Origin of the sequence: Arthrobacter sp. Soil736 (assembly GCF_001428005.1) — a bacterium.
Classification (GTDB): Bacteria; Actinomycetota; Actinomycetes; order Actinomycetales; family Micrococcaceae; genus Arthrobacter.
Genome location: NZ_LMSB01000029.1, coordinates 1 through 25,716, shown reverse-complemented (window position 1 = coordinate 25,716; position 25,716 = coordinate 1). Strand labels below are relative to the sequence as shown.

Sequence of the window (25,716 nt, the reverse complement as noted above, 5' to 3'; positions counted from 1 at the left end):
ATGAGCATGGTTAGGGCTGGCTGAGACTACCGCCGCGCGGCGTAGTCCGGTGCGGTGCGGCGTGGTGCGGGGGGAAAGAGGTCAGGGCCTCTTTGAATTGGTAGCGACCAAGCAAACCAATTCCAAAAGAGACCCTGACGCGAAAACTCTATGTCTTGTTCCGGTGGCCGCTGGTGCACGCGCGCGGATGCTCTGCTCGGTGTCGAGGGCATCCACATCAGCTCCGTCACGGCAACCGCGAACGGCCTGGTTCTGCGAGTCGAAACTGGCGAAACCCTCAGCGGCTGCCCGGACTGCGGCGTCATCGCGGTCGGCCACGGACGCCGCCAGGTCCGGCTTCATGACATTCCCTGTTTCGGCAGGCCGGTGCGGCTGCTGTGGGCCAAGCGCGTCTGGCGCTGCCCGGACCCAGGCTGTCCGGGGAACACCTTCACCGAGGAACACCCGCTGGCAGGGCCGCGGGCGAAACTCACGGCCCGGGCAGTGGCATGGGCGACCGACGCGCGGCAGCGTTTCGACACCTCGGTCTCAGCCCTGGCACACCAGCTCGGCGTCTCCTGGCACACTGCCTGGGACGCCATCAAGGCGGAGGCCACCAGGCGCATCGGCATCACGGACCGGCTGGCCGGCGTGAACGCGCTCGGCGTCGACGAGCATGTCTGGTCACACACGGGCCCGCCGGGATCCGGCATGGTCACCGGGATCGTGGACCACACCCGTGACGCCCACGGGATGGTGCATGCGCGGTTGTTGGACTTGGTTCCTGGGCGGTCCGGGAAGGCCTACGCCGACTGGCTCAAAGACCGCGGCGCCGGGTTCACCGCCGGGATCAAGACAGCGGCCCTGGATCCGTTCCGCGGCTACGCCAACGCGATCCGCGACGAACTGCCCGAAGCCATCACTGTCCTGGACGCGTTCCACGTCGTGAAGCTCGGCTCAGCCATGGTCGATGAAGTCCGCCGCAGGGTCCAGCAGGACACCCTGGGCCACCGGGGCCGCAAGGGAAATCCGCTCTACGGCATCCGCAGGACCCTGCAGATCGGCGCCGAACACCTCAGCGACAAACAGGCCGCACGCCTCGATGCGAAACTCGCCGCCGGGGACCCGGACCACGAAGTCACCTTGGCCTGGCACTGCTACCAGAAGCTCCGGGCGATCTATCACGCCAGGCCGGAACGGGGCAGGGAACTCGTCAACGAGGTGATTGCATCGTTCCCGGCCTGCCCCATCCCGGAAGTCGCCCGGCTCGGCCGGACACTCAAACAATGGAAGAGCGCGATCCTCGCCTACTTCGACACCCACGGCGCCTCCAACGGCCCCACCGAAGCGATCAACGGCGTCATCGAAACCACCCGTAGAATCGCCCGCGGCTTCCCCAACCTCACCAACTACAGAATCAGATGCCTACTCGCCGCCGGCGGCCACCGCCCCTACCGGATCAGACAGACAAACCATGCCTAAATGCGAAGGGCCACTAACCTTCGCATAGGCTGGCGATCTGGCAAGTGGAGCTCATGCATGTCGTCTTATTAATTACGCTGATTATGAGCCAGGCAGTAATAGCAAAAAGGACTTGACGCACCACAAGTTAGAGACCAGCGTCCTCAATTTGGAGGTTCTTGAGAGTCTCGTGAAGTTGCTCCCGCGCACTCTCGACATATTTTTCTCGATCCGCCTCCTGTGCGCGTCGGACCTCTTCAGCAATCCGATTGACTCGTTGAATCGGTATTCTTTCCTTCACCTTCTTGCCGTTGCCGAGCGTGATTACCAATTTTATGCTGGCGCTCAACAACAATCGCCTAAACCAACAAATGAAGATATTTCCGGGTCGGCTGTTGTACTCCAGAAGCCATCTGGATAGAACAGACAGATCTACCTGCAGGGAAGTAGTGTGAGAATGGCGGATGGGCTTCCCATCCAAGTACCATTTTCGGCTATTGCGCGGCGAGCTAACACTTAGCTCTTCAACGTGTTGTAGACCTTTGAACCTGGGATGAATGACATCAACTCTAATTAGCGTCGTATCCGTCCGCCCTGAGTTGATCAAATCGAAGTCCAGGCCAGCTTGGTAGTTGCGGAGCACTAAGGCTGGATGTGCAAACCTCACCAATGCACCACTTGCCCTATTATTCCTCCTTGTCTCAACAAGGGCGAAGATCGCGATGACCGCCGAACACATCGCAACGCCCAACGCGGTAATCGGAACCCATACCGGCACATCAGTCATATATCCCCCAAGTTTTGTCGTCATCCAAGATGATACGTGAAGGGCAACACTGAAAGAGTCGCTTCTGTGCGAAAACTCGGGCATATTTCGGATCCCTGGCCCAGTCTTAGATCGTGTGGCGAGCGACTCCCAGGGCCAACGCCAAGCCCTCCATGGTGGGGATGTTGACGACAGTACGGACCGCCATGCGCGTTCCGGTTCTGACCACCTGATGCGTATCAACACAGCTATCCAAATAGGCTTGCGCCTTCTTCACGAGCGATTTTGAGTATTTGGTGAATCTAGCCGTGGTGCCCTAATTATGACGACTGACCTGTTGCCGTCAAGCGGACGACGCAAAAGGCAAATTGTCAGCGCCCCACCCTATAGTCACTGCTATGACAGCTATTACCTCATCAGACTTGGCCGAGATGGCCGCCCGCGCGCCCGCGCTGGCCGCCAACAATAAGATCCGCGTCTTCGACGCCATGTACTTGAATGAGCCAGACGTGACACTGGATGGGGAAAGCGTGAGCGTCGAGGAAGCGATTGAAGCCGCCGCGCTGAGCGCCGCTCCGTTCGTATCGGTGGACATGGACGAATTCGACCTCACAGACCTACTTGTCCAGATCGATGAGAATTTCCCGGAAGACTCACCGACGGTGGCGGAGCTCCGGCAGCTGGTCCGGAAGGCCGATGGCAAATACCGGGGTGAAAATGAGCGGCTGTGGCTGCGCTGGGGCGCCCAGGGATTGACCTACGAGTGGAGCGCTACGGCGGACTGGCGGCGGCAATTGGCCGTCGACATGGCCGAAGCTACTTATGAAGGCCAACGTCAATCCGTCGTCCAGGCGAAGACGCGGGACTCTGAAATTGATGCGTTGGTGGCGCTGCTTATGGACTCTCATGAATTCCGCGCCGCGATGCCGACCAAGCGAATCCCCACGGCTCAAGCCCAGCTAGCGGCCCAGCAGAACGTCGAAGATCAAGTGACCGAACCTGCCGCTTCACGCGCCAGCACCACGCTTGCCCGTCGCGTCTTGGAGTTTGAGATAACCCTCAAGCCTCAGCTGGAGGAGCTTGCTGAAGAGCTCCGCCACACCCAAGAATGGCGCGCCGCTGCGTCCATCCCAAAACGCCATGACGCCGCGATTACATTCCTGCTGGGCAAGGCCGAAGGATTCAGACTCAGTTCGAGTATCAGTGACCCACTCATGCGTGCGGCAAAGGAACTCGATGAGAAACTAGCCATCAAAAGACCCTTCCCGAAATACGACTGATAGCCTTTCAATATGGCACGTAAAGTAGTAACCCTTTTGGCAGATGACCTCGACGGCTCAGAAGCCAGCGAGACCATCCAATTCGCCTTCGATGGCACCGAATATGAGATTGATCTCAACGAAGCGCACGCGAATGAACTCCGAAGCGCTTTGAGCCGCTACACCAACGTCGCCCGTAAAACATCAGGAGGCCGCGGCCGGCCGGCAGGGCGTAAAACCACGACCGGTGGCACGGACTCCAAGGCTATTCGCCAGTGGGCGCTTGATAACGGCCTCCAGGTCAACACGCGCGGCCGTATTCAGGCCGAGATCGTGGAGAAGTACCAAGCGGCACACTAAAACCGAAGCCGCTCAGGAGGCTAGCGATTTCATCCGATCGGCACCGGCAGATCGAGTGTTTCAGCGAGTAAACTACATATCCACAAACTAAATCAGGGCTGGAAATCTAAACAGTTTCTGGTCCTGATTGCTTTATTTGTACTCGTCTTGGCCGACTGCCACGCTCGGAAGATGAAGAAATTATTGGTGTAGCTGATCGTGGACTAAGCCCAATATCCGCGTCGGCCGATCCCCGCCTCGGCGGCGCGGCCGGGCCCCTCCCCCGATTGCTGGGCAGGAAGACCGTACTCAATCTGTACGCGATGGTCTGTCTGATCGCATGCTACGACCCCACGGTCGGCTGGGTGCAACAACAGCTGGTATCTCCGTCCCAAAGCTCTCAACAACGGCCGCCTCGTGATGCATAGGCGCGGCCTGACGATCGTCAGAGTCGGCACCAACTCTTACCTCAGGGGTGGGTAGCGAAAATCCCCTCTGAACAGCCACTTTGCTTATGCATGCGGCACGGCAGGGCTGTGAGACCCATCCCCGAGAGTTCGCCAGAGATAGTTCACAAGAGGGGTGGGTATTGATTGCTCAAATGCACAAGCGTTTCAGCGACTTCCCTCGAAGGGGTCGATCACCGTATGTACGCCATGCACCCACGAATGCCCTTGTTCGTCAGCTCACCTTCGACCGTCAGCGCCCCAGCGCGACTGCACTTTCCTCCAGCGCTGCGTTCCGCCCGCTCTCACATGCATGGTTCCACCCATCTTGCCGAGGAAGACTGCGTGTCCCGCAGCTTGAACGCGTTCGTCGAACACTGCCTGCGGATGGCCCTGTGGCGGCGCCAACACACCGGACGCCCGGCACCGGTCGGACTGATCCATCACTCAGATGCGGGCAGCCAGTACACCTCCATCCGTTACACCGACACACTGGCCTTGGAGGGCATGCAGCCGTCCATTGGCAGCGTGGGTGATGCCTATGACAATGCCGCCGCCGAGACCGTGATGGGGTTGTTCAAGAACGAGGCCGTAGCGAAGGATTCACCGTTCCGCAGCGGGGCGTTGAAAACCGAAAGCGACGTGATGGAGATCGTCTTCGAGCCAGAGGAATATGAGCAGACATATTATGATCTACAAACCGGCCCGTTACCCGACGACGCCGCCAACAAACAGGCGGCATGATTCCCGGGACGGTTCAGGGTCAGAACTTTGATGTTTGTCTTGAGTTTTAGGCAGCGTTTTTCATTTCGGGCATCGTCGGCGCCGAACCGTGCCCTGGCGGAAACTCCTGTGATGCAAAATCAGATGTCATAGGCTCCCCTATCCCGTGTGCACGAAGGCCTGTCGCCCCCAGCTTGAACGAACAGTAGTCGAATGTGGGAGGGATTCGGCTCTCTTGCCAAGGACATAGGCCGAATACCGATCTCCATGTGGTGCTGGCGTCGACGCTCACGGGCTTGGTGGGTTCCGGCCGGCCTCCCTTATCATGCCCACGCGGTCGTTCAGATGACCCCGATTCGGGCGCCACAGAAGCCAGGTCCACCACATCTGGGCGGCGCCGAACACGATGCCTGCTGCCACGTTCGCAACCGGTACGAACGGTCCGGCAAGAACAATGAACCCCAAGGCACCGACGGCTAGAAGAACACCGGCGCCACGGGGAAACATTGCCGCCCGCGCGGCAGCGACACCCGTAACCCCATGCCCACCAACCAGCACAAGGCTATGATTCCCATTCCGATAAACGGCCAATTGAACAGCGGTCCGTTGAGGTCAAGCAATTGCGGCGCAGTGTCGGCCACCGCGGGGAATGCCAAGGCTTCAACCGACGCAACCGCGCCCGCCGCGGCGGAGCCCAGCAAGGTCAGGAGTAGGCCTGTTTGTCCCGTCCGGCCCAGCCTGCCCTCGTGAGCGGCAACAACTCCTGCCACACCGATTACCGACAAAACGCAGACCAGTGCGGCGAAAAGGTGAAGGCCCACCCAAGCGGGAGTGTTCCGAATTACCTCGCCGATGGGCTGGTTCAGGATGTTGGGATGCAGCGGCACCGAAACCGCCGCATCGATGCCGCTCACCGCCAATGAAAGCGCCGATATTCGCACGGGAACCCGCAGGGAGGCCATACTCCTCATCTTTTTGAATTATCCAAAGTCGGAACGCCCCGGTGACCACGCAGGGCGTTCCGCAATGATGCGGGCATCAACGTGGTCAGGCGTCAGGTCCAGCCGTCTGGAAATTGTGAATTTCGTAGTAGGTCATCTCCGGTGGCTGGATTCCCAGTTCCGCGGTGATGGGGCCGATCGTGTCCTGATAGAAGGCATCCGCCTGTTCCCGGGTCTGCCACACATCCACGATCCGGGATCCACCCTCGGTGCCGGACACCCAGTGGAACAGCCCGCCCGCGGCGCCAGGCCCGCCAGGCGTCATCCCCAAGCGTTCCAGGGTTTTGTCGTAATCCTCGAGTGTGCCCGAGAAATCCGCGATTACTGCAATAGCCATAATGGACCTCCATAGAAATCGAGGCCGAGATTCGCCCGGCAATCGCAACCGTAGACCTGGCCCGGTAGGCGGTCAATAGACTCCCGAACAGCTCCGCCACGTCGCCATGCCAAGGGCCCCGGCCTGCCATCCCGCCAGAGCTAGCTGCTGATATTGGTGAACGGCTGTTCAAGGTCCGCGATGAGGTACTCGACCTCCTCGATGCCGTAGGCGAGGTGGATCAGGTTTGACCGGCACGGCCAGTTCGGTGCAGCGGCCTCGCCGCCCTGATACGTGGCAGCTCCATCGAACCCACGGACCGCATCACCCTTCCCGCCTCAACCGAAGAAGCAGCCAAAGCTGCCGCCATCACGGACCGTATGGAAACTATCCGGAATCTGACCGGCGGACGAAGCGATCGACCAGGCCGCAAGTTCTGGGCAGGCATACTAGACGCAAACCCTGTCCGGCCGAAGACGAAGTCATCAGAGGTGTATCGCCGCGAAGGCGGCGAATGGAAGGTAGCCCATCGGCATGCCGACACCATGACCGAGTGACGGTGCCAGATCACATCCGCTATTCGGCAGGAGCGGACGCTCGCGTCACAACTGGAGGACCGCGTGACGGTCCCCGCCGCCGCGGCGGGAAGGCGATTGCGAGTGATGTCACTCTACCCGCCAGGGGTGGCGCTGTAACTGTCAGCCTCCGAAAACCATCGTCAGGTCACAGTTGCTACCTAGGCTTGGCGGTGGCCGCAGCTCGCGGCCCGAAGAAGGGTGGTCAACTCTTGAAGGAGAAGCTCAGCGTCCTAGTCCGCGTTGATCTGGATTGCGCCCGAGCCCAGATCGCGGCACGAGGGAATGTGAGATGCAGGGCTCCCATCTGGCGTTCTTCCTGGAGGAAGGCAACACCGCCCCCACTTACGCACTCAAGTGGCTGCGGGGCAACGACCCCTCAGCTCAGCCGCCCGAACCATTGTCTTGAACCGTCCCGGGAATCATGCCGCCTGTTTGTTGGCGGCGTCGTCGGGTAACGGGCCGGTTTGTAGATCATAATATGTCTGCTCATATTCCTCTGGCGCGGCGTCGTCGGGTAACGGGCCGGTTTGTAGATCATAATATGTCTGCTCATATTCCTCTGGCGTCTGGTGATCCAGGGCGGAATGCAGGCGTTCGTTGTTGTACCAATGGACCCACTCGAAGACGATCTCCATCACGTCGGTCTCGGTTTTCAACGCCCCGCTGCGGAACGGTGAATCCTTCGCGACGGCCTCGTTCTTGAACAGCCCCATCACGGTCTCGGCGGCAGCGTTGTCATAGGCGTCACCCACGCTGCCAATGGATGGCTGCAGGCCCTCCAAGGCCAGTGTGTCGGTGTAACGGATGGATGTGTACTGGCTGCCCGCGTCTGAATGATGGATCAGTCCCGCCGGTGCCGGTCGGCCGGTGTGCTGGCGCCGCCACAGTGCCATCCGCAGGCAATGTTCGACGAACGCGGTGTCCTTGACGGTTGAAGTTTCCCAGCCGACGATCGCGCGGGAGTACAGGTCGATGACGAGGGCGACGTAGACGAATCCGGAGTAGACCGGGACGTAGGTGAAATCAGTTACCCAGATCTGGTTCGGGGCCGGGGCGGTGAAGTTCCTGTTCAGCAGGTCGCCGGCGCGGCGGCCGTCCTTGCCGGGGATGGTGGTGCGGGTCTTCCGGCCTCTGATGAGGCCGTTCATGCCCTCTTCGCGCATGAGCCGGTCCACGGTGTGTTTGGAGGCTTCCGGGAATCCGTTCCGGCGCAGCCACTGCGTCATTTTCCGCCTCCCGTAGATGATCTCGGGCCGGGGGCGTCCCTTCGCATCGGGGACTTTCAAGCCGCGGAGTGCCGGAACGTAGGTGAAATCGGTCACCCAGATCTGGTTCGGGGCCGGGGCGGTGAAGTTCCTGTTCAGCAGGTCGCCGGCGCGGCGGCCGTCCTTGCCGGGGATGGTGGTGCGGGTCTTCCGGCCTCTGATGAGGCCGTTCATCCCTTCTTCGCGCATGAGCCGGTCCACGGTGTGTTTGGAGGCTTCCGGGAATCCGTTCCGGCGCAGCCACTGCGTCATTTTCCGCCTCCCGTAGATGATCTCGGGACGGGGACGTCCCTTCGCATCGGCGACTTTCAAGCCGCGGAGTGCGTCGGTGATGCGTGCGTCTTCGAGGGTGCGCAGGGCTGGCAGGCGTTTCTTCCACGCCCGGTAGGTTCGTGCGGCGACCTGCACGCCCTGCTCCCGCAGGACGGCACAGATCGACTCGACCGCATAACCAACAGAGCGGCGGCGAGGGTCGAGCTCCCTCGCGAAGAAAATCGAGGCCTGTTTGAGGATCTCGTTGGACTCCTTCAAGTCCCGCACCTCAGCCCGAAGCCGCTTGATCTCCTCCAGCTCATCACTGCTCGGACCGGTCTTCTCACCGGCATCAACCTGGGCCTGGACAACCCAGCGGCGCAGCGATTCAGGGCCGACCCCGAGCTTCGGCGCCAGTGCCTTGCAGGCAGCATAAATAGACGGGTATTCGGACAACCGATCCAAGGTCATGCGCACTGCACGGTCACGGACTTCGGGCGGAAACTGCTTGGGCATAATCACTATCTTTCTCACAGAAGATAGCGGCATCAAACCCGGGACGGTTCATCTTAATCCCGGGGCTCGTTACAGATTAGTCAATGACGATCTACCGGCGATCACTTGAAGCCGCAGTTCCCAAAACGATCTCGATCGAGACGGGAGCGCGTGACGTGATTGCAGTCCAACCAGGACTTTCGCGGCTAGGCTCCAGGCTGGCAAGCACCTGTTTCGATTCAGCGGCAATCAATACACGGCCACGGCTATTAACCAATTTCCGCTGGGACAAATCTATGACGCGGACCCGTCCAGATGCGCACGAAGGCGCGCTGGAGTGACTACCCTTAGGCTGATGCCATGCTGATCTGCATGAGTGATCCTTCATGCAGGGACGGACAGTTAGCCAGCGGATTTATACGGCATGTGGAGTCCGTGAACCAGCTGGTCGACGACCTCCGTGGCGCGGAACCGCCCAACGGCAAGGGCTGGGTCGCTTACGTTGGTGCCGTGCGGCTGCCATGTCTAAAGCTGAAGACTGCGATCGCCTCCGGCGTTCAGAAAGGAGCACAGTGGATGGAAGGCCAAATGACCGACGTCATCTAAGTTGCCAAGGACTTCGCAGGTCTCTTCTCCATGACGGCGTTTAGCATCCACAGGACTCCTGTGGTGATTCCCAGCAGTATCCCGACGGCGCTGGCGAGGATCAGGTGTTCGACACGCCAGTCCTCCGCGGTTCCGCCCAGTAGGTTTCCGATCAAGATGCCTGCCGCCCACGCGATGGTGGACGCGGCGGTCCATATAGCCCCGGTCCTGGATGTCCAGCGCATGGCCCACCACTGCAGCGCCCCGAGGAGGAGCCCGCCAACCAGCGCAAGAAGGGCCGTGGCATACCGGTCGGAAATCACATCGCCGATGACGTGGGCAAACCACAACGCCACTGTCGTACCGACCAGCCACCTCCATGACCCCAGATGCACCGTACGGAGGATCAACCACTGCGCACCGCCGACCAGAAGACCGGTCGCGATGCCATTGACGACAGCACCCACGAATCCTTCAGGATAGAAGAACCCGTCTATGGTCGGAGGGCTTCCTGAAAAATGAAAGATCAATCCTGAGAGGGCGAAGGCAGTGGCTGTACTTGCTACCCAGGCCGCGGCGAAAACCCCTGGTCTCCTGCCTGAAACATTTGCAGGATTCATGGCAGCCCCCTCTGATCGTCACGGCAGCCACGGCTGTCCTTGCTGAGATGAGGATAGGCCTCCACGACATCCCGGGGAAGGCTCACTGTCGCCTCAGCAAAGATGCCCGCGACGCCGCATTCAAAGAATCATCTGAAGATCGCCCCCTTCCGTCAGGGAAACGAACTCCCCAATGCCGCTCGACGAGATCCACAGAGGCGAACCCGGTGCCTGTTTGTTGGTGTTTCCTGGGAGGACGAAACGGCTTGGTGGGACGGGCAGACATGCTGTTGACCCTAAGGGTTGGCCGGTCCAAGGTGGGCGACGACGGGCACGAGCACGCCGTGTTCTTTGATGGAAGAGACGAACTCCTTGGTGAGTCCGGCTTCCTTGCGGACGTTGGCATCAACGGTGAGCGTCTTCGGGTCCAGCATTTCCAGCGTGGTTGTGGCGTTTGCGTTCATGGCTTTTCGTCCTTTGCTGAGGATGTTTGGTGAGGGAGCGGCGTGACCCGGCCAGCTACTTCCTTTCCTCCCCCGATGCTTCTATGTCTGTCAAGCGGCTGGAAACGGGTGCGGGCGCGGACCAAGTTGTTGCCGGGGGCGGTTCAGGTGACCGGCCAGCGTCCCCTCTCCCTCCGTTGTTTTGGCTGCTGGCGAAGCTTGCGGAGCTGTGGCCGACGGAGGCCTGTCTACCCGCAGGGCAAGGGGCGGGAAATTCCCGGAGGAAATCAGCGACGAAGGAGCGCCGAAGGGACATTTCCTGTCACGCAGGTCCCGACGAAGGAGGGGCTAGACCGGCCGGAGCGGACACGTACAATCCGAAGGACAGCAGCCAAAACAGAAGAACGCTTTTACAGCCCGAGCGAAGCGAGGCCCTTTTCAGCGTTTAACAGGGCTGAGGCCGGTACCTTGGGGCCGGCCTCAGTTTTCCCTCAGCAAAAGACATCTCACGGTGCTAAGCCGTCAAGCACAACTCCCGTCACTTGCCGCTCCGAGGTGGGTCAGCACCGCTAAGCGGCACGAAAGTAACCGGGCTCTGCGGAATCAGTTTCGTAGCACATGCCCGCGGCAACGGATCCACAGCAGACCCTAAGCGCATCGTCTGCCCCATATGCGCCCACGTTTACGAAAGCCTGCCCGCGGCTAAGAACTCGTAATCCGATCCTCGGTCTGCCCTGAGCTTTCCTTGATTTTCCATGCGTACAGTCCGGTGAATCCGCAGCCGCAACGACGTACGCCTTCTGCGGCCTCGGTAGGTGGCCCGCTCTAACCCTCAATAGGAGCGGGCCACTGTCCGTCTCACAGCCTTTCCTTGGATTCGCGGCTCGTTACACAGCGCCGCCTAAGCCGCCGTCTGGACAAGAAACAGGGGCGCCATGGCCGCTAAGAAACCGGCCAAAGCCCAAAGCGCAGGTTCTTCAACAGTCCCAATTTATCCCCCAACAGACCACGAAAAACCCCCAGACTGGGGGGTACGTCCCAAGAATTTCCCAAGGATGGAGTCCTAACTGTTTAACCCGCGGGTGAACCTAATTGCATCCGGCGACCTGTGATCTATGACGGCATCCCCAACTTTTCCGTCAGCCTGCGCATCCGCAAGCACATCTTCTTATCACGAGCTCGCGCTCCGGGCTTTCCCCCCAGATGACAGAGAGGTCATCATGCGTACAGTAATCCGTTTCCTTTCTCCCCTGGTCCTCCTCCTGGCGATGCTTCTTCCCGCCGGCGGGGCGTCCGCTGCTGCCACGGCGGGGGAGGGAGCCAATGTCATCAAGGAGTTTGGATGTACCGAGGGCGGCAACCCAGGGGCGCCCGCCCTGTTCACTACCCAGACCCAGGCAGTAATCACTCCGAGCGGGGACACCAAGTTGACCTGCCGTTTTGAGGGTCCGCCTGTGGAGGAAACCGTCTCCCTTCGGGACGTCCCCTGCTTTACATTCCTTGGCTTTGCTACGAACTCGACCTTCGTCTACACCAAGAGCGGCGAGGCAATTCTCACCTGCATCGTAACGCCTCAGCCTCAGTAGAATCCCGACGATAAGGGCTGCGTTCAGCTTGAGCTCGCTGGGCGCGACTCTTTCCCACCGCAGCTTGAAAGATAAGCGCTTCCTATTATTGTTTGGAGTCGATCTTCTTCGCCTGGCCCTATCAGGCGAGCGGTCGCCAGGAAGGCCCCGCAGACGCAAGTGCTGCGGGGCTTTTCGCTACCTGCACCCCTGTGCAGGGGCTGACGAAGATCCATACGGAAGAGGGAGTGGCGGGGATGGCGCAGGGTGACGTCGAGACGTACTACGAGGATGGGCAGTGGAAGAACAAGCGGGAGGGCACTAACCGCGCGTACGGTGGATAAGGCCAAGTTTGATGAAGGGCCTCGGGGCATGTTTTTTTGTGGGCGACACTGATGTCTGCACCGCACGGCAGCCGGTATAGGTGTGTCCTGACGGATTGACAGACATTCGCTTTCGACTTCCCAGGGCGTGATTTCGCGTCGGTTGCCTAACCACCGCGGAGCATGGGGAAGGGCCGGCGCTGATGCCCTGTCTCATAACCCCCAGTGTCCCGAATCCCTAGAGTTCCGAGACAATTTTTAGCTGGCCCATGGGAGCGCGACAAATAGCGCCGCCAAAAAGCCGCCATTTACCGCTGAAAGTCAACGCACGGTCTGGTCCCTATTACTCGCCCGTACCTCTGAACGTGCTCCTCCACACCTGCAAGTTGCGGACCGCGCGGCCGAGATCTTGACGTCACACTTGCATTTTGCAAGTATGAGCCGCATGAGCCTTTTCATCACCTGCCCGGTCGAGAGCGTCGAGCGCGCGACCGCCTTCTACACCGCCCTGGGCTGGACCCTCAACCCAGAAATGTCCGATCACAACGTGTCATGTTTCGCGATCGCGCCCGAGCAGTACGTCATGCTCGGCAGCCGCGAGATGTATGCGAGCGTCGGCGGCGCCGAGGAGCTGGTCGGCGGACCAGATACGCCCTCGAAGGTCACGGTCTCGTTCGACCTCGGCAGCCGTCAGGCGGTCGATGAGCTCGTCGAGCGCGCCGGTGCCGCCGGCGGGCGGATCGGTGATATCGACGACTACCCCTTCATGTACCAGCGCCAGTTCGACGACCCTGACGGCTACCACTACTCGCCGTTTTGGATGAAACCGGACGCCGATCCGACCGAGTGAGCGACCTCGCCGCGGCCCTCGATATCGTTGGAGCACGGTGGGCCTTGCTCATCGTGGAGCGGCTGCTCGACGGGCCGCAGCGCTACGGCGATCTGCAGCGCGACCTCGGAGTGCCGACGAACATTCTCGCGACCCGCCTGCGCGAGCTCGAAGCGGCCGGGGTACTGTCCCGTCTGCCCCTCCGGCACAACACCCGGGCCTATGCGCTGACCGATCGCGGGCTTGCCTTGCGTGAGGCGATCATCGCGCTAGGACGCTGGGGCAGCGATGAGGCCTAGGCGTGGCGCGGAATCGCGATACGCTCCGACGAGTTGGCTGGGCTCTGCCCCTGCAACACTTGGGCGGGCTGGATCCATAGAGGCGTAAAGGGTGTTGAGCTGACGGTAGAGGGTTCGGGCAAGGTAGCGCTTGAGGGATCTTCGGATTTCGCGGTAGCCGCGGCCTTCTTGGGTGCGTTTGGCGACGTACTCCCGAGTTCCGGGGTGGTGAATCATCCGCGTCATGGTGATGGTGTGCAGGGCACGATTGAGTCGCCTATCACCGCCCCTGTTGAGCCTGTGCCGGACAGTGTTACCACTTGAGGCCGGCAAGGGATTCACCCCTGCCAGTGACGCGAAAGCAGCTTCGCTGCGAACCCTTCCTGGATGCGACCAAGCCGTCAGGACCGCAGCGACTGAAACGGCCCCGGCGCCCACCATCTCCAACAGCGGGGCGGCGGGACTTTGCTGAATCAGCTCAGTCATGCGCTTCTGATTAGCCGCCAGCTGAGTGGTCACTTCGAGAACGCGGCGCGCCAACCGAACCGCTTCCTCCCGCGCAATCGCTAGTTCCATCTGCTCCTGCCGTTCCCGCCATCTGGTGATCGCGTTGATCTGGGCGGGAACCAGAGGTTTACGGGTATCGATTCCAAGATCATGTGCCCGGAGGAGGGCAATAAGTGCATTTACATTCATTGTTCGTTCCCGCGTCAGTTGATCCCGGGCTGCACTCAGGATCCTGAGCCCGGCACGGGTTCCTTCATCCCGTCGCGGAACCCGCAGTTGGGACTCCTCCAAGCCCAGGACAGCGGCTCCGATGGCCGTGGCGTCCAATGGGTCCGATTTGCCCAGCCCCCGACGGCCTCGGGCGTTCATACGTGGAGCTTCGGTGACGTCGTAACCGGCGTCCGTTACTGCCCTGGCCAGACGGGCCCCATACGAGCCGATACCCTCAACAGCCCACAGACACCCCATATCGCCGTCTGTCCTTCGGCCTACCCAGGAAAGTGCGCGTGAAATCCCTGCCGAGGTGGTCGGGAACTGCTCGCACGCGACCTGTCGCTTAGTGCTGGCCTCGATGATGGCGTAAGTATGCGTGCGGGCGTGACAGTCCACGCCGATGACGAACGGGCGGGTCTGCGCAACGATAATCAACGGAGCCACCCTCCTTCCTTTCGAATGGACAAGACAGGTCGCAGCACGACCGGCGCCGGACCTGGGAAGAGTCACTCCGAGGCAAAACTGTGATGAGCCACAACCTCAGAGGCTGGGCAAGCTTCTAATCAAGCCACCGACGTGGGACAGATCAACGCCGACCGCTCCACCCAGCGCGGACAAATCGGGGGAAACGCACCCTCAAGGGCAATTGTTTTTTCGAGTCACGCACCGGGCAGAACGACCGACATCAACACTGCCAGCTAGTCCCAGACCAGCCACGTAAAGACTCACAGTTGTTTTTTGGCTGCTGGCGAAGCTTGCGGAGCTGTGGCCGACGGAGGCCTGTCTACCCAAAGGGCACGGTGTGGGAAATTCCCGGACGAAATCAGCGAGGAACGAGCGCCGGAGGGAAATTCGCGCACCGCAGGCCCCGAGGAACGAGGGGCTAGACAGGCTGGAGCGGACACGTACAATCCGAAGGACAGCAGCCAAACAACGGTCGTAGACGCCACAGGACCGGACACGGCGGAGCTCTGCGACGTCGGGGCCGGGCCAACAGCCGGCCGCGCCAGCGGACGACTGATAATCAGTTGGAGTGCAGCGGCAACCAATGCGCTGATGCTCTGTTTGGCGCTCTTAGTGTCAGGGGGACACAGAAATGGGCCTCAGAAGTCTCTTTCAGCGAAAAGCAGTAACCACCGCACGTGTGAGCCCGGTTCTGGCGGCCACCGCCGGCCAGGACGAGCCCTTGTCGACGGAACTCCAGGAGGAACTGCAGGCTGCCTGGGTTGAACTGACTGAGGCAGCCAGAGGCTCAAAGGTGAACAGCTTCCACGCCTCCACCCGGACTGGCCGGCCTTGGACGGAAGACCCGGCCGCCGTCAGAGCCGTCGCAGCCACACTCCGTGAATTCCCGGTCTCGGACAGCCAATAGACCACATGGCAGCCAGCGGGCCTGCGTCTGTTGGCTCGTTCCTTACCTAGAGAAATGCTCTGGCTGTGTCAAGCATTTCTGGCCCCGGCACCCCAACGCGTCAGGAATCTTCACACGGCCGAGCAAGGCTTTCTACGGATGGCGATTGAATTGGCGGTGCAGTAGCGCTATTCTCGCTGAGGATTTCGCCCACATTCAGGTGATTCAGGCGCGTGGCGTCGGCGAGGACGTCGAGTCGGGTGATCCGGCCGTCCACGATCGTGAACGCCATGATGGACACGACCCGTCCGTTCAGCACCGCGGCTACACCGGGACGCCGGTCGATCAGGATGGGCGTGGAGTGCGCAGCCAGGCGCGCCGACAGGACCGCCTGCTCCCTGATCGCCTGAGCGCCTACGATAACCTGGCTGCTCGCGCCGTAGTCGGCGCGCAGCACGGCGCCATCGTCGAGCAGACCGAGCAGCGCCGTGAAGTCGCCCTGCTGGACCGCAACGAGCCACGCTCCGACGAGCTCACGTGCACGATCCGGCCTGGGCCGCACTGGGTCGGGCGCACTCTGGAGCCGCCGGCGGGCGCGGGAGGCAAGCTGGCGGGCGGCGTCTACCGACCGGTCGAGCACCTCGCCGATCTCCTCGAACGGACAACCGAATACATCATGCAAGACGAACGCCACCCGCTCGGCCGGAGTGAGAGTTTCGAGCACGACGAAAAGGGCCACGCTCAGATTGTCGCTGCGCTCGGCTTCCACTACTGGGTCGCCGGTCAGCGCGACGGGCTCATCCCACCACGGCTCCACCTGCCAGGAATGCTCGCGCGTGCGACGGGGCGACCGCAGGAGGTCGAGACTCATCCGGGAGACCACTGTCGTCAGCCAAGCATCGAGATTTTCGATCTCGTCGACGTCCGCGCGCTCCAGGCGCAACCAGGTCTCCTGCACAACGTCCTCGGCGTCGGCTCTGGATGAGAGCAGCCGGTTGGCGATCGCCACCAGCCGCGGCCGGGCATTCTCAAAGCGCCGAGCGAGAATTCTCTGATCGGTCATGTCACATCCTCATCGTCTCGATCGTCATCATACTGACGAGGCGGACGGCCTCGACGTGACATCGAACAAGGAGTCGAACCATGAATGCACCCATTCTCGTGACCGGAGGCACTGGCACCATAGGCAATCGGGTCGTCCCACTCCTACGAGCCGCCGGCAGGAACGTCCGCATCCTCAGCCGTCACCCACGCCCAAACGAGCCCGGCATCGAACACGTCGAAGGGGACACGGTCGCCGGCAACGGCCTCCAGCCGGCACTGAAAGGGGTGGACACCGTGCTGCATCTCGCTGGCGGCGCAAAAGGGGACGATATCGCGGCGCGCAATCTGGCGGAAGCGGCGAGGTCGGCGGGGACCTCTCACCTCATCCTCATCTCGGTCGTCGGCGCGGACAAGATGCCGATAGGGTATTTCCGCGCGAAGGCGGCAGCCGAGCGGGCTATCGCGGAGTCCGGCGTTCCATGGACGGTGGTGCGCGCGGCGCAGCTGCACGACTTCCTCCTCCCCTTGATGAAGGGTCTCGCGCGCATGCCGCTGACCCCGGCACCGCGCGGGCTGCGCTTCGAGCCGGTGCACGTCGGCGAGGTCGCCGCCCGCTTGGCCGAGCTCGCCCTCGCGGAACCGGCCGGACGCGTGGCCGACATCGCCGGGCCGGAGGTGCTCGACATCCCGCAACTGCTCGCTACCTACTCGGACTTCCACGGCCACCGTCACCCGAAGCTGCCCATCCGCCTGCCCGGAGCGCTTGGCCGCGCCTACCGGGCCGGCGAGAATCTCGCCGGTCCGGGGGCGCAGCGCATGATGTGCAGCTGGGGAGAGTTCCTCGCCGAGCAGAGCGCGGCCGCGCATACAGCATCCGCAATCGGGTAGAACCGGCGCGCGTAGGTGGATGATGTCCGTAACGTATGGTGCCATGTTCCAGGTCGCAGCTTCTCGACACTTCCAGGGCCGCGACGTTTCGTTTATGACTTAGCCAGCTTTGCCTTTGGCTCCGACGCCGGAACAGCTCTTAGGTGAATCGGTTGTGGGGATGCGCCACCCTGTCACATATCCGCCCGATGGAGGGGTGCTTGATAGGAAGGCGGGTATCGCTTTTCAGACCACCTTCACGCCTATCGAAATCGACTTTTCCGGCAGGACATCAGGGATCATTGAAGAAGAGTAGGCTGCCGCGTAGTGATCGTCCTTCACTTTCAAGGCTGCAGGTTAAACTCACGCCTTGGCGGCTGCGTTCCACTTCCTTGGTTCTATCGGGGTCCTGTCTCCAGTGGTGGACTGTGGCCGTTGACCCTCTCCCAGGGGACGGCCCCCCTGACCTACGATGCAGCCACCCAGAGGAACAACTACGTGTGGAAGACTCAGGACAGCTGGGCCGGAACCTGTCGGACGTTCGATAAGACGCTGAACGACGGCGGCTCACACCAGGCGATGTTCAGGTTCGTCCGGTGACGGGGAAAGGAGCGCCGACGATGAGCCAGGAACATGCTTCCGTCCGCCGTCGGGGATGGCCCGGCGTTATCCTCTGGTCGATCCTGGTCGTGGCGTCCATCGTCCTGATGGTCATCGGCCTGCTGAGGTCATTTTTCATCGGCTATACGGCGATACCGGAATTTGTAGAGGATGCACGTGTCGGCAGCCTGTACATACTTGCTGGCTCTGTGGCGTCGTTGGCAGCAGCCGTCTGGTCGCTCCTGCGCGGCCATCCGCACTGGGTAACGGCGTGCGTGGCAGCGCCTGCAATCATCGTCGGTGGCGTCGCCGTGGTGTGGCCTTACAGCGGGCTGCGGCACCTCGTCGCCCTCTTGGCCCTGCCGGGAGCGATCGCAGGAATCATCGGCGGAATGGTGGACCGCGGCTACCGCCGAACCTGATAGAGGGGCGACCTCACGAGTGTCAGGCGTTGCGGCCCTCTGACGAAAAGAGGGCGATGGTGATGTACGTGAAGATGGCCATGTAGGCGCAGCCGACGACGACAGCAGCAATGGCCAAGCCGCGGCCGCGTTCACCTGTGGTCTTGATCTGATTCAGGGCGATGAACCCAAGGATGACGCCGGTCACCCCGATAAGGAACGATGAGGCAAATGCGGCGACAGCAAGGGTGTTGGTCCTGGCAGGGGCGGATCCGTCGCCCTTGTGCTGCGGTGGTGGCGCCTGGTACTGAGGAGTGCTCATCGGTGTTGCCCTTCCAAGTCCGAAGTCGGTCCCCCCTGCCGAGATGCCGAGCCGCAATCAAAAAGTACCAAGTCCGACGCGCCCCTGTATCTACGTCAGCCGGATTCGCCTGCGGTCGATCCCGCTGCTATACGCCGCGCAGTCATATACGACCGTTTCTGAATACTGAATTCTGCGGAATCAGATGTCGCTCGAAACTAGACGATTTCGTCCAGGCTTCCGGCCTCCGAGCGGAGCAGATTGACTATTCGAAGGATGCGTTCGAGGTTCATGCCGTCCCGGGAACGCCATGCAACGCCGACCTTAAAATCTATCTCTCCGTCCGCTATGGGCGTTGCGAGCAGCGAACTTGTGTCGGTCAACCGGGAAAGCGGGGTGTCTTCTGAGTGGGTTCCGAGCATGATTTCGCCGGTTTTACGCAGTCTCGCGGTAAGGGTGACGACGTCACGGAGGTCCATTTCGTTGACGGCTGCAACACCTGCTTCCAGGAGCCGGTCGCGCGTCGCCAGCATGGGGGCCGGTTGGAGGTTGGACGGGAGCGTCAGGATCGTTCGGCCGGCAAGATCCCGGAGCCGGAGCTCGGATACGTGGAATGGCTCGGTGCTTGCGTCCCTGAAGGCCACGAACTTGTAGCGACCCAGTTCCCGAACTGCGATGTCGGGGTAGGTCACAGGCAGATGGACGAGTGCGATATCCAGGTCGCCGTGACGAAGTGAATGCAGAAGTTCTGAGGACATTTCCAGGTCCACGTTCGTCTCTGGTTCGTCGAGATCACCCAGGACGGTGGTCAGGCGTTCCACGTACCGGTTGGGGGCCCACGGCGTGGAACCGATCCTGAGGGGGCTGAGATAAGTGTCGCCCTTAGCCTCGCGCTGGAGAGCTGCAGTTTGGGCAAGGATCTCCACCGCTCTGGTCAGCGCGGCCTCACCTGCCGCGGTCAGTTTTAGCTCGTGATACCGCCTCTCGAACAATACGACCCCGAGATCACGTTCGAGGCCATGGATGGCCCTGCTCACCGGGGACGGGGTCAGGTTCAGTGAGACGGCCGCCCTGCCCACATTGTGATGGCGTGACGCCGCTACGAAGGCTCTCAAATATCCCAACTCCACCGACCCACCTTAGCGTCATGTGACGTGCATCTCACCACAAGTGACGGGCGACTTTTGCACCCCGCACGTTGCGTGAAGCGCAGCATGCTGACAGTGAACGATGCATTGTTTATCCCTCTTTTTTTGCGATGTTCAACCGCGCGCAGCGCTGGGACATTGGGAACTGCAAACCAGGGCTGAACCGCCCACTAACATTCCCGATTCGCGGTGCAGCGGATCTGAGTGCTCATACAAGGAAGTGTGGCCATGACCGAACAGTCAAACCAGTTGGAAGGACCCCTTGCAGGCGTCCGGGTGATCGATGCAGTCGACGGGGGGTGCGAGTCGACAGGCCGGTTGCTGGCCGACCTGGGTGCCGACGTCATCCGCGTCGAACCGCCGGAAGGCGCATCGTCACGCAAGACGGGTCCGGAGATCCAGGGCATCGGCCTTGCCTTCGCCGTCCGCAACGTCAACAAGCGGGGTGTGACCCTCGATCTGTCCTCGGACGAGGGCCGCGAACAGTTCTCCGCGCTGCTGAAGACCACCGACATTTTCCTCCACAACACTCCCCCCGAAGTTCTGGCCGGGCAGGGCTTCTCTCCCGAGCTCCTTCGCGCGATCAATCCGCGGCTGGTAGCCGTCTCCATCTCGGACTTTGGGCGCTTCGGTGACCGCAAAGACTGGATCGCCACCAGCGACGTTCATTTCGCCCTGAGCAGTGTCTTGTCCCGCTCCGGCCTGCCCGAAGTGCCTGAGCCTTTGCTGCCGCCAAAATTCTTGGCGTTCGAAGCTGCCGCGATCCAGGCTGCATGGACGGCCATCCTGGCACACATCAACTCACTCCGCACCGGCGCCGGTGACAACGTGGATTTCTCCATCTCCGAGGGACTGATTCAGATCCTTGATCCCGGGATGGGGATCGGAGGGAGCGCCCGGTCCGGACAGTCATTGCGGGACCTCCCGCCGGGTCGCCCGGATGCACGCCATCTCTATCCTATTTTTCCGACTCTGGACGGTCATGTGCGCATCTGCGTGCTGAGCGCGCGGCAGTGGCAGGGACTGTTCGCCTGGCTCGGTGAGCCGAAGGAATTTGCGGACCCGAAGTACCTCGCCATGAGTGAACGTTTTGCCGCGGCGGGAACGCTTTACCCGATGATCGGCAAGCTGTTCTCTGGCATGACCAAGCAGGAGGTTGTCGCCCAGGGGCAGTCGTTCGGGGTTCCGACCGCCGCGCTGGCGACGGCGACTGAAGTCCTGAACGAGCCGGCTTTCAGGGAAGCGGGTGGGTTCGCGGAGGCTGAAATCGCCGAGGGTCTGACGCTGACGATGCCGACGGGCATGGTCGAAATCGATCAGGAAAAATTCGGCATTCGCCGTCCCGCCCCCTATCCGGGAAGGGACAACGACGCCGTCTTCGCGGACCTTCATTCCCCGGCAACTGATCGGGTCTCCCATCGGGCACTGGGCACGAAGCTTCCGTTTGATGGCCTAAAGGTGCTGGATCTTGGCGTCATTGTCGTCGGCGGGGAACTTGGCCGGCTGTTCGCTGACTACGGAGCAGAAGTCATCAAAATCGAAAGCCGCGAATTCCCTGACGGCAGCCGTCAGTCCTTGGACGGTTCTGCCATGACCGAGAGCTTCGCCTGGGGCCACCGCAACAAGCAGAGCCTGGGTCTGAACCTCAAGTCTGAAGAAGGCCGCGACATTTTCCGCCGGCTCGCCAAGAACGCGGACGTGGTTCTGACCAACTTCAAACCCGGAACACTGGACAAACTCGGCCTCGGATACGAAACCCTGGCTGAACTCAACCCGGGAATCATCCTGTCCGAGAGCAGCGCCTTCGGCAATCACGGACCGTGGAGCGGCCGCATGGGCTACGGCCCCCTTGTACGGGCCAGTGCCGGCCTGAGCATGCTGTGGCAGTACCCGGATATCCCGGAAAGCTTCAGCGATGCAATCACCATCTACCCGGACCACGTGGGTGCCCGGCTCAACGCCGTCGCCGTGTCAGCCCTGCTGCTCCGGCGCCAGCGCACTGGCAAGGGCGGCAGGGTCGGAAGCGCCCAGGTCGACATCATCTTCGGTGGCATGGCAGATCAGCTGGCACTGGAATCGGTCAAGCCAAACTCCATCCGCCCTGAAGGCAACGACCGTGGAGAAGACGCCCCCCGGGGAGTTTTCCGGGCTTCGGGTGAGGACAACTGGGTCGTGATTGATGTGGTTGCCGGTTCGCACTTTGCCGGGCTGGCGAGGACCATCGGGCATCCGGAATGGCTCACCGAACCAGACCTCGGAACAGCGTCCGGGCGACTCAAGCGCAAAGATGAGCTCTCATCCGTGGTGCAGGCGTGGACGGCGGAGCGGACTGCCGACAGCGCGGCGGCCGAACTGCAGCAGGCCGGTGTTCCGGCCGGTCAGATGGCACGCATGGCCGACCTTGAACAGGACCTGCATCTGAAGCAGCGAAACCTGATCGGTGCCCTGACCCACCAGGCGTTCCCAACTCCTCTCCCCACACTCCTCGCCGAAGCACACTTCGAAAGCGTCCCTTCTCCCCGGCTCGCTCCGGCACCGTACCAGGGAGAACACACGCGATCCCTGGCCGGGCGGCACCTTGGCATGGACGAGACGGAAATCCAGCGCCTCCTGGACGAAAACATCCTTCAGGAATTCGCGGGCACCAAATAGCCCTCAAACCTCACCCTCCGCAGAAAGAACGGAAGAACAATGTCCACAGAAGCAATGGCCCAACAAGTTCAGCACCCGGCAGGTGTAGCCGTCCGCGTTGAGCGCCGCGGACACGTCCTGATCGTGACCCTCAACCGACCCGAAGCGCGAAACGCGATCAATCTGGACGTCATGATCGGCGTAGGCGAAGCCTTGGAGCTCGCCGAGGCCGACAGCAACATCTGGGTCGTCATCATCACCGGCGCGGGTGAGAAATCCTTCTGCGCCGGAGCGGACCTGAAGGCGGCGGCAAGCGGGGAACTCACTTCGGACAACGACCGCATCAGACGCTGGGGATTCGCCGGCTACGTCCACCACCACATCAGCAAACCCACCATCGCTGCCGTGAACGGCTTCGCCCTGGGCGGCGGCACTGAAATCGTGCTGGCGAGCGATCTGGCGGTCGCGGCCGAACACGCGACTTTCGGACTCCCCGAAGTGAAGCGCGGCATCTATGCAGGGGCCGGTGGGGCCTTCCGACTAGGACAGCAGATTCCCAAGAAAGCAGCAATGGAGGTCATCCTCACGGGCCAGCCGATCACCGCTGCCCGCGCTCTTGAACTTGGCCTTGTCAACCGCGTAGTTCCCGCGGAATCCGTCCTGGACGCAGCGCTGGAACTGGCTGAAGCCATATGTGCCAACGCGCCTCTGGCCGTTCAGGCGAGCAAGAGGATTGCCAACGGCATCAGCGCCGGCACCGTGGCTGCAGATGATGAGCACTGGCAACGGAACGGCGCCGAGGGCGCCCGTCTGATGAGCAGCCAGGATGCCCGTGAAGGCATGCAGGCGTTCGCGGAAAAACGCGAGCCTGTCTGGCAGGGCAAGTAGAAAAGGCGATCAAAGAACATGAACAACACGACACGCCAGCCAGTCATCGCCGGGCTGGGAATGACCGAGCTTGGAAAGGTTTACGAACGGACCCCTACGCAGTTTGCAGTGCAGGCGGTCAGGCTGGCTGCCACCGACGCCGGTCTCAACCTGGACGACATCGACGGGCTCATTGTTTCCGACGGGCTCAGCGGCCGTGTGGGACTTGAGATGCAGCGAGCCCTCGGCCTGACCGACCTGAACCTTTTCACCTACATGCAAGGCTATGGCTCGACCGCTGCACAAATGGTGCAGTACGCCTCCATGGCGGTGCAGTCAGGCATGGCCGAGACTATTGCCGTTGTCTGGGCCGACGCCCCCCTCAAGGAGAACCGCGGCGGCGGCTCTGCCTACGGCGCCGCCGCGGCCAGCGTTCCTTCCGGATGGCAGGCCATCACCGCTACGAGTGGCATCCTGACACCCAACAACATGTATGCCCTTGCCGCACGCCGGCACATGGACACATACGGCACGACCAGCGAGCAGCTTGGTGCCATCGCTGTTGCCCAGCGTGACTGGGCGGCAATGAACCCGCTCGCCCAGCTGAGGGGCACGATCACGATCGAGGACCACCAGACCTCAAGGATGATTTCGGATCCCTTCCACCTGTTGGACTGCTGCCTGGTCTCCAATGGCGGGATCGCCCTGATCATCACCAGCAGAAACCGGGCCGAGCAGCTTGCCCAGCCACCGGTGGCTATACTCGGCTGGGCACAGGCCCACCCGGGACGAACAGGAATCCGGAACGATAACTTCGGGCTCCTCTCCGGAGCGGCCCGGTCCGGGCCGGCGGCACTGAAAATGGCCGGAGTCACCCTGGATGAAATCGACGTCGTTGAACTCTACGACTGCTACTCATTCACCGCCCTGATCACCCTTGAAGACTACGGATTCTGCGCCAAAGGCGAAGGCGGCGACTTTGTCGCCCAGCCCGGCGTCCTGGGCCCGAAGGGATCGCTGAAGGTCAACACCGGCGGCGGTCAGCTCTCGTCGTACTACATGTGGGGCATGACCCCGCTGTCTGAAGCCGTCATCCAGGCCCGAGGGCAGGCAGGTCAACGCCAGGTCACTAAGCATGACCGGGTGCTTGTCTCCGGCAACGGGGGCATCCTCGACTACCACTCCACGCTCGTACTCGGAACCATCTAGGAGCCTCCCGATGGCCATATTCCCCATTGTTAGTGACCCAGCCACCGCAGAATTCCTGTCAGCCGCCGAACGCGGAGTTTTCCTGATCGTCAGGGACCGCCACACCGGAGAGTTCCACGACCCCACCACGGACGTCACCCTGGATCCGGAAAACCTGGAATACGTCGAAGCCAGCGGCGCAGGAACCGTCGTCTCCTGGTCCATCGCCCACGGCCGGAACGCGGACGGAACCCCGAAAGAAACCGCTATCGGAATCGTTCAACTGGCCGAAGGCCCGTGGTGGCGGTGCGAACTGCTCGGCGCAGAACCGGGAGAGAACCTCACCGGACGAAGCGTCTACGCAGACTTCATCAAGACAGGACCGGACGCAACCCACTCAACTGAACCGTCCCGGGAATCATGCCGCCTGTTTGTTGGCGGCGTCGTCGGGTAACGGGCCGGTTTGTAGATCATAATATGTTTGCTCGTACTCCTCTGGCAATCATGCCGCCTGTTTGTTGGCGGCGTCGTCGGGTAACGGGCCGGTTTGTAGATCATAATATGTTTGCTCGTACTCCTCTGGCGTCTGGTGATCCAGGGCAGAATGCAGGCGTTCGTTGTTGTACCAGTGGACCCACTCGAAGACGATCTCCATCACGTCGGTCTCGGTCTTCAGCGCGCCGCTGCGGAACGGTGAGTCTTTCGCGACGGCCTCGTTCTTGAACAGCCCCATCACGGTCTCGGCGGCGGCATTGTCATAGGCATCACCCACGCTGCCAATGGATGGCTGCAGGCCCTCCAGGGCCAGTGTGTCGGTGTAACGGATGGAGGTGTACTGGCTGCCCGCATCGGAATGATGGATCAGTCCCGCCGGTGCCGGTCGGCCGGTGTGCTGGCGCCGCCACAGTGCCATCCGCAGGCAGTGTTCGACGAACGCGGTGTCCTTGATGGTTGAGGTTTCCCAGCCGACGATCGCGCGGGAGTACAGGTCGATGACGAGGGCGACGTAGACGAATCCGGAGTAGACCGGAACGTAGGTGAAATCGGTCACCCAGATCTGGTTCGGGGCCGGGGCGGTGAAGTTCCTGTTCAGCAG

At 61.6% G+C, this 25,716-nt stretch carries 23 protein-coding genes and 4 pseudogenes; 16 read left to right on the top strand and 11 right to left on the bottom strand.

Features of this window, described 5'->3' with window-relative positions:
* Positions 1-150 precede the first annotated feature (150 nt).
* Positions 151-1,461 carry an ISL3 family transposase gene (locus ASG92_RS16070; RefSeq protein ID WP_240987160.1) on the top strand — a complete coding sequence of 437 codons (1,311 nt, stop codon included), beginning with the start codon at positions 151-153 and terminating at the stop codon, positions 1,459-1,461.
* A 127-nt stretch (positions 1,462-1,588) separates the two neighbouring features.
* On the opposite strand, the gene ASG92_RS28380 is transcribed toward ASG92_RS16070, so the two are convergent.
* The gene (locus tag ASG92_RS28380; protein WP_157372249.1) at positions 1,589-2,251 is read right to left on the bottom strand and encodes a hypothetical protein; all 663 of its coding nucleotides are present in this window, start codon (positions 2,249-2,251) and stop codon (positions 1,589-1,591) included.
* A 353-nt stretch (positions 2,252-2,604) separates the two neighbouring features.
* Here ASG92_RS28380 and ASG92_RS16060 point away from each other — a divergent pair, with 353 nt between their 5' ends.
* From ASG92_RS16060 to ASG92_RS29890, 3 genes and pseudogenes are all read left to right on the top strand, one after another.
* Positions 2,605-3,486 (top strand): hypothetical protein, encoded by an 882-nt coding sequence (locus ASG92_RS16060; RefSeq protein ID WP_056630263.1) that lies wholly within the window; start codon positions 2,605-2,607, stop codon positions 3,484-3,486.
* A 12-nt stretch (positions 3,487-3,498) separates the two neighbouring features.
* Positions 3,499-3,825: an Lsr2 family protein gene (locus ASG92_RS16055; protein WP_056630259.1), complete on the top strand. Its 327-nt coding sequence runs from the start codon at positions 3,499-3,501 to the stop codon at positions 3,823-3,825.
* 857 nt (positions 3,826-4,682) lie between these two features.
* Positions 4,683-4,868 (top strand): annotated as a pseudogene (locus tag ASG92_RS29890) (IS3 family transposase); the annotation flags it as partial.
* 581 nt (positions 4,869-5,449) lie between these two features.
* On the opposite strand, the gene ASG92_RS16045 reads toward ASG92_RS29890, so the two are convergent.
* The 3 genes from ASG92_RS16045 to ASG92_RS27450 form a co-directional block, all read right to left on the bottom strand.
* Entirely contained in the window at positions 5,450-5,935 is a 486-nt protein-coding gene (locus tag ASG92_RS16045; RefSeq protein WP_056630256.1) for a hypothetical protein, read from the bottom strand.
* Between the two features lie 85 nt (positions 5,936-6,020).
* Positions 6,021-6,311 (bottom strand): hypothetical protein, encoded by a 291-nt coding sequence (locus tag ASG92_RS16040; protein WP_056630253.1) that lies wholly within the window; start codon positions 6,309-6,311, stop codon positions 6,021-6,023.
* A 976-nt stretch (positions 6,312-7,287) separates the two neighbouring features.
* Positions 7,288-8,901, bottom strand: coding sequence for an IS3 family transposase (locus ASG92_RS27450; protein ID WP_162256327.1), 1,614 nt, complete (start codon positions 8,899-8,901; stop codon positions 7,288-7,290).
* A gap of 83 nt (positions 8,902-8,984) precedes the next feature.
* Between ASG92_RS27450 and ASG92_RS29885 the strand changes: the two are divergent.
* Positions 8,985-9,140: pseudogene (locus ASG92_RS29885) on the top strand (type III polyketide synthase); the annotation flags it as partial.
* Between the two features lie 175 nt (positions 9,141-9,315).
* Positions 9,316-9,486, top strand: coding sequence for a hypothetical protein (locus tag ASG92_RS16030; protein WP_157372248.1), 171 nt, complete (start codon positions 9,316-9,318; stop codon positions 9,484-9,486).
* Here the strand turns inward: ASG92_RS16030 and ASG92_RS16025 are convergent.
* A complete protein-coding gene (locus tag ASG92_RS16025; RefSeq protein WP_056630249.1) occupies positions 9,483-9,932 on the bottom strand; it encodes a hypothetical protein in 450 nt (149 codons plus the stop codon). The genes ASG92_RS16030 and ASG92_RS16025 overlap by 4 nt on opposite strands.
* 449 nt (positions 9,933-10,381) lie before the next feature.
* Positions 10,382-10,528: pseudogene (locus ASG92_RS28375) on the bottom strand (chromosome partitioning protein ParB); the annotation flags it as partial.
* Between the two features lie 1,199 nt (positions 10,529-11,727).
* Here ASG92_RS28375 and ASG92_RS16020 point away from each other — a divergent pair.
* The 3 genes from ASG92_RS16020 (at position 11,728) to ASG92_RS16005 (ending at position 13,523) form a co-directional block, all read left to right on the top strand.
* Positions 11,728-12,093, top strand: a complete 366-nt coding sequence (locus tag ASG92_RS16020) for a hypothetical protein (RefSeq protein ID WP_056630248.1) — start codon at positions 11,728-11,730, stop codon at positions 12,091-12,093.
* Positions 12,094-12,840: 747 nt separating this feature from the next.
* Positions 12,841-13,245: a VOC family protein gene (locus tag ASG92_RS16010; protein WP_056630246.1), complete on the top strand. Its 405-nt coding sequence runs from the start codon at positions 12,841-12,843 to the stop codon at positions 13,243-13,245.
* Positions 13,242-13,523 (top strand): helix-turn-helix domain-containing protein, encoded by a 282-nt coding sequence (locus tag ASG92_RS16005; RefSeq protein WP_056630244.1) that lies wholly within the window; start codon positions 13,242-13,244, stop codon positions 13,521-13,523. The genes ASG92_RS16010 and ASG92_RS16005 overlap by 4 nt, the downstream gene beginning before the upstream one ends.
* A 90-nt stretch (positions 13,524-13,613) precedes the next feature.
* On the opposite strand, the pseudogene ASG92_RS16000 reads toward ASG92_RS16005, so the two are convergent.
* Positions 13,614-14,657, bottom strand: a pseudogene (locus ASG92_RS16000) (IS110 family transposase); the annotation flags it as partial.
* Between the two features lie 709 nt (positions 14,658-15,366).
* Between ASG92_RS16000 and ASG92_RS15995 the strand changes: the two are divergent.
* A complete protein-coding gene (locus ASG92_RS15995) occupies positions 15,367-15,594 on the top strand; it encodes a hypothetical protein (protein ID WP_056630241.1) in 228 nt (75 codons plus the stop codon).
* 100 nt (positions 15,595-15,694) lie between these two features.
* Here the strand turns inward: ASG92_RS15995 and ASG92_RS15990 are convergent, their stop codons facing one another.
* The gene (locus ASG92_RS15990) at positions 15,695-16,636 is read right to left on the bottom strand and encodes a sigma-70 family RNA polymerase sigma factor (RefSeq protein ID WP_082579541.1); all 942 of its coding nucleotides are present in this window, start codon (positions 16,634-16,636) and stop codon (positions 15,695-15,697) included.
* Positions 16,637-16,716: 80 nt separating this feature from the next.
* Between ASG92_RS15990 and ASG92_RS15985 the strand changes: the two genes are divergently transcribed.
* Together ASG92_RS15985 and ASG92_RS15980 are read left to right on the top strand one after the other, a co-directional pair.
* Entirely contained in the window at positions 16,717-17,505 is a 789-nt protein-coding gene (locus ASG92_RS15985) for an NAD(P)H-binding protein (RefSeq protein ID WP_056630238.1), read from the top strand.
* Between the two features lie 599 nt (positions 17,506-18,104).
* The gene (locus tag ASG92_RS15980; protein WP_056630235.1) at positions 18,105-18,506 is read left to right on the top strand and encodes a hypothetical protein; all 402 of its coding nucleotides are present in this window, start codon (positions 18,105-18,107) and stop codon (positions 18,504-18,506) included.
* 22 nt (positions 18,507-18,528) lie between these two features.
* Here the strand turns inward: ASG92_RS15980 and ASG92_RS15975 are convergent, their stop codons facing one another.
* Positions 18,529-18,807 (bottom strand): DUF4190 domain-containing protein, encoded by a 279-nt coding sequence (locus ASG92_RS15975; protein WP_056630233.1) that lies wholly within the window; start codon positions 18,805-18,807, stop codon positions 18,529-18,531.
* Between the two features lie 197 nt (positions 18,808-19,004).
* A complete protein-coding gene (locus tag ASG92_RS15970) occupies positions 19,005-19,916 on the bottom strand; it encodes a LysR family transcriptional regulator (protein WP_082579540.1) in 912 nt (303 codons plus the stop codon).
* Between the two features lie 246 nt (positions 19,917-20,162).
* Here ASG92_RS15970 and ASG92_RS15965 point away from each other — a divergent pair, with 246 nt between their 5' ends.
* The 4 genes from ASG92_RS15965 to ASG92_RS15950 are packed head-to-tail and all read left to right on the top strand — an operon-like array spanning position 20,163 to position 25,074.
* The gene (locus ASG92_RS15965) at positions 20,163-22,586 is read left to right on the top strand and encodes a CoA transferase (RefSeq protein ID WP_056630231.1); all 2,424 of its coding nucleotides are present in this window, start codon (positions 20,163-20,165) and stop codon (positions 22,584-22,586) included.
* A 39-nt stretch (positions 22,587-22,625) separates the two neighbouring features.
* Positions 22,626-23,453: a crotonase/enoyl-CoA hydratase family protein gene (locus ASG92_RS15960; RefSeq protein WP_240987159.1), complete on the top strand. Its 828-nt coding sequence runs from the start codon at positions 22,626-22,628 to the stop codon at positions 23,451-23,453.
* 18 nt (positions 23,454-23,471) lie between these two features.
* Positions 23,472-24,641 (top strand): thiolase family protein, encoded by a 1,170-nt coding sequence (locus tag ASG92_RS15955; protein WP_056630230.1) that lies wholly within the window; start codon positions 23,472-23,474, stop codon positions 24,639-24,641.
* Positions 24,642-24,651: 10 nt separating this feature from the next.
* Positions 24,652-25,074, top strand: coding sequence for an OB-fold domain-containing protein (locus ASG92_RS15950; protein WP_056630229.1), 423 nt, complete (start codon positions 24,652-24,654; stop codon positions 25,072-25,074).
* A 48-nt stretch (positions 25,075-25,122) separates the two neighbouring features.
* Here the strand turns inward: ASG92_RS15950 and ASG92_RS27440 are convergent.
* The coding region (locus ASG92_RS27440; RefSeq protein WP_157372247.1) for an IS3 family transposase at positions 25,123-25,716 on the bottom strand (594 nt) is incomplete at its 5' end.

Coding starts and splice junctions, on each gene's coding strand:
- ASG92_RS16070 (WP_240987160.1), top strand. CDS start 151: ATGTCTTGTTCCGGTGGCCGCTGGTGCACGCGCGCGGATGCTCTGCTC.
- ASG92_RS28380 (WP_157372249.1), bottom strand. CDS start 2,251: ATGACGACAAAACTTGGGGGATATATGACTGATGTGCCGGTATGGGTT.
- ASG92_RS16060 (WP_056630263.1), top strand. CDS start 2,605: ATGACAGCTATTACCTCATCAGACTTGGCCGAGATGGCCGCCCGCGCG.
- ASG92_RS16055 (WP_056630259.1), top strand. CDS start 3,499: ATGGCACGTAAAGTAGTAACCCTTTTGGCAGATGACCTCGACGGCTCA.
- ASG92_RS16045 (WP_056630256.1), bottom strand. CDS start 5,935: ATGGCCTCCCTGCGGGTTCCCGTGCGAATATCGGCGCTTTCATTGGCG.
- ASG92_RS16040 (WP_056630253.1), bottom strand. CDS start 6,311: ATGGCTATTGCAGTAATCGCGGATTTCTCGGGCACACTCGAGGATTAC.
- ASG92_RS27450 (WP_162256327.1), bottom strand. CDS start 8,901: ATGCCCAAGCAGTTTCCGCCCGAAGTCCGTGACCGTGCAGTGCGCATG.
- ASG92_RS16020 (WP_056630248.1), top strand. CDS start 11,728: ATGCGTACAGTAATCCGTTTCCTTTCTCCCCTGGTCCTCCTCCTGGCG.
- ASG92_RS16010 (WP_056630246.1), top strand. CDS start 12,841: ATGAGCCTTTTCATCACCTGCCCGGTCGAGAGCGTCGAGCGCGCGACC.
- ASG92_RS15990 (WP_082579541.1), bottom strand. CDS start 16,636: ATGACCGATCAGAGAATTCTCGCTCGGCGCTTTGAGAATGCCCGGCCG.
- ASG92_RS15985 (WP_056630238.1), top strand. CDS start 16,717: ATGAATGCACCCATTCTCGTGACCGGAGGCACTGGCACCATAGGCAAT.
- ASG92_RS15980 (WP_056630235.1), top strand. CDS start 18,105: ATGAGCCAGGAACATGCTTCCGTCCGCCGTCGGGGATGGCCCGGCGTT.
- ASG92_RS15975 (WP_056630233.1), bottom strand. CDS start 18,807: ATGAGCACTCCTCAGTACCAGGCGCCACCACCGCAGCACAAGGGCGAC.
- ASG92_RS15965 (WP_056630231.1), top strand. CDS start 20,163: ATGACCGAACAGTCAAACCAGTTGGAAGGACCCCTTGCAGGCGTCCGG.
- ASG92_RS15960 (WP_240987159.1), top strand. CDS start 22,626: ATGTCCACAGAAGCAATGGCCCAACAAGTTCAGCACCCGGCAGGTGTA.
- ASG92_RS15955 (WP_056630230.1), top strand. CDS start 23,472: ATGAACAACACGACACGCCAGCCAGTCATCGCCGGGCTGGGAATGACC.
- ASG92_RS15950 (WP_056630229.1), top strand. CDS start 24,652: ATGGCCATATTCCCCATTGTTAGTGACCCAGCCACCGCAGAATTCCTG.